Source organism: Vibrio sp. 10N.286.46.A8 (assembly GCF_041470165.1).
GTDB lineage: Bacteria > Pseudomonadota > Gammaproteobacteria > Enterobacterales > Vibrionaceae > Vibrio > Vibrio tasmaniensis_A.
In genome coordinates, this window is record NZ_JBFRLX010000253.1 from 1 (window position 1) to 2,743 (window position 2,743).

The window sequence follows — 2,743 nt, forward strand, 5'->3', positions numbered from 1 at the left end:
GAACGTGGCTGCGAAGATGTTCTGGACTGGTAAGGCGAGACCAGAGGCGATTAACTTCTCGATGGTTGAATAGCAATGGCTGATCACAAAGGTGTGTAAATCATGTTTGGGTGAGATAAACAACGGTTGGATTAGGTGGATAGCCATAGGGGTTGTGCATATAGTTGTATTTAAGTTATTTGAAAGCAAACGATTGTTTTAAGTAAATGTATTGAGATCATCAATTTGACTGCAATTAGCTAACATCGCGACTAGAATCTATATGCTTTAGCCCCTATAATCAGGCGGTTTATCTCTTCCCACCACCAAACCATATCGGGTGCAAATTAATGTCTGATAATAATCAATGTGTCATCGTAGGTATCGCTGGCGCTTCAGCTTCAGGAAAAAGCCTGATCGCGAGTACGATTTATAATGAGCTGCGCGAAAAAGTAGGCGACCATCAAATTGGTGTTATCACGGAAGATTGCTATTACAGCGACCAAAGTCACTTGAGTATGGAAGAGCGAGTTAAAACTAACTACGACCACCCAAATGCACTAGATCATGACCTTTTATGCGAACATCTACAGCAGCTAATGAGTGGCAATGCCGTAGAAGTTCCAGAATACAGCTACACAGAGCACACACGCACTTCTGAAACGACTACACTTACTCCTAAGAAAGTGATCATTTTAGAAGGTATTCTGCTTCTGACAGACCCGCGTCTTCGTAAACTAATGCACGCAAGCGTATTTATGGATACACCGTTGGACATCTGTCTACTACGTCGTGTTAAGCGTGATGTAGAAGAGCGTGGTCGAACAATGGATACGGTACTTAAACAATACCAAGAAACAGTACGCCCGATGTTCATGCAGTTTATCGAGCCTTCAAAACAACATGCAGACATCATCGTTCCTCGTGGTGGTAAAAACCGTATTGCGATTGATGTGCTAAAAGCGCATATTGCGAAGTTGTTGAAGTCTTAATCGAATAAAATTTTGCCTAAGTGACTCACTTAGCTTTATTTTTTACCGAATCAGTGGCACTTTTATAGTGCCACTTTCTTTTGGAATCTAAGCAAGGAATATGCGGATGAAGAAACTACTCATTTTCATAGCTGTACCAGTGTTTGTTGTCGTTGCAGCAATTCTGGCACTAGTGCTGTTAGTGAATCCCAACCAATTTAAGCCATTAATTGTCGAACAAGCCCAAAAACACACAGGCCTAGAGCTCGTGATCGAGGGTGATATCAGTTGGCAATTCTTCCCATCTATTGGCTTCGAACTTGGTCAAACTGAATTACGTAACCCTGAAGGGTTCACTCAACCAAACCTGTTTAAGGTTGATACGGTTGGCGTTGATGTTTCGGTTACTCCGCTATTGAGCAATCAACTAGAGATCGGCAATATCACTCTAGATGGTGCAGAATTTTATTTAGAAACGCTTAAAGATGGTCGCAAGAACATCGATGCGCTCACACAAGTGTCTGCTCCTAAGGAGTCTGAACCTGCAGCGGATACAAGTTCTGAAGCAACACCGGCACCTCAAGAGCAAACTTCTACAGACACATCTGGCTGGACGATCAATCTTGCAGGTGTAACAGTCTCAAACGCATTGTTTGAGATGGACGACAAGCAAGCAGGTTCATTCACTAAGCTATACGATGTGTCTTTGAGTCTTTCTGAGTTTGCCGTTGATACATGGACGACCGCGACATTTGCGGCTTCTGGTGAAAACAACCAACAGAAGTTCTCTGCAAATGGCAGTGCTGAATTCAAATTAGCGGAAGGCTTTGCAAGCTACGCATTACGAAATATTGACCTTAATGCGAAGTTCAATGATCCAGCAACGTCGATCGAGTCAGCGAAGATTGGCTTAAATACGTTTGAGTTCGATAAGGTTAACCAACTGACTTATGCGGTGATTGGTAATGCTGCTGGTCTTGACCTTGATCTTAAAGGTGGCGGTGACTTAACTGTCGATAGCGCGATCTCAAAAGTTACACTGAACAAGTTAACATTAGACTCAACATTCAAAGGTGAAACGCTTCCTCAATCACCAATGAAAGTGGATATGCTGTCTGACTTAAGCTTTGATCTAACGAAGAGTCACTTGAGCTTTGTGCTAGAGAAGCTGCAAGCTAACGCTATCGCACTAGACGGTAAAGCGGACATCACTTTATCTGAAATACCAAAGGTTCGTTTTTCTCTTCATAGCCCGAACATCGATTTAGATGAGTTCTTAGGCCTAGGTAATACAGAAGAAACAGCGAGCGCTGCGCCTTCTGATTCTGCTGGTGGCTCAACTTCAAATACTACAGCTTCTTCGACGTCAAGTTCAGATAACTCGGCTCCTGCGAAAGAAGTAGAACCTGATCTGTCAGCTCTGAAAACGCTCGATGTGAAAGGTAATATCACAATCGATAAGTTCAAGGCGAACAACGCAAAAATGCAGAACGTGAAAACTGCGTTCTCAGTTAACCGTGGTATCGCAGATCTGACATCGTTTACCTCGAATCTTTACCAAGGCTCTATCTCGGCAACAGCACGATTAGATGCACGCAAGACGCCTGCGACTTACACGGCTAAGAAAAAGATTAAAGGCGTAAAAGTACAACCGTTACTGGTTGACGTAGCGAACAACGATACGCTGGAAGGTACCGGTAATATCGATGTTAACGTTAAAGGTAAGAGCTTGACGCCAACAGGAATCAAGAAGAACTTGGTAGGTACTATTGCGATTAACTTTGAAGATGGTG

The 2,743-nt window shown here is 43.1% G+C and carries 2 protein-coding genes; both read left to right on the forward strand.

Translation table 11 applies throughout. The features are described 5' to 3' along the window. Nucleotides 1–329: 329 nt before the first annotated feature. On the forward strand, nucleotides 330–971 hold the full coding sequence (gene udk / locus AB4232_RS20675; protein ID WP_004734002.1) for a uridine kinase: 642 nt from the start codon (nucleotides 330–332) through the stop codon (nucleotides 969–971). Between the two features lie 106 nt (nucleotides 972–1,077). After that, the coding region (locus AB4232_RS20680) for an AsmA family protein (RefSeq protein ID WP_372087903.1) at nucleotides 1,078–2,743 on the forward strand (1,666 nt) is incomplete at its 3' end.

Bases quoted from the DNA above. Each gene is read 5' to 3' on its own strand.
- udk (WP_004734002.1), top strand. From the start codon at position 330: ATGTCTGATAATAATCAATGTGTCATCGTAGGTATCGCTGGCGCTTCA.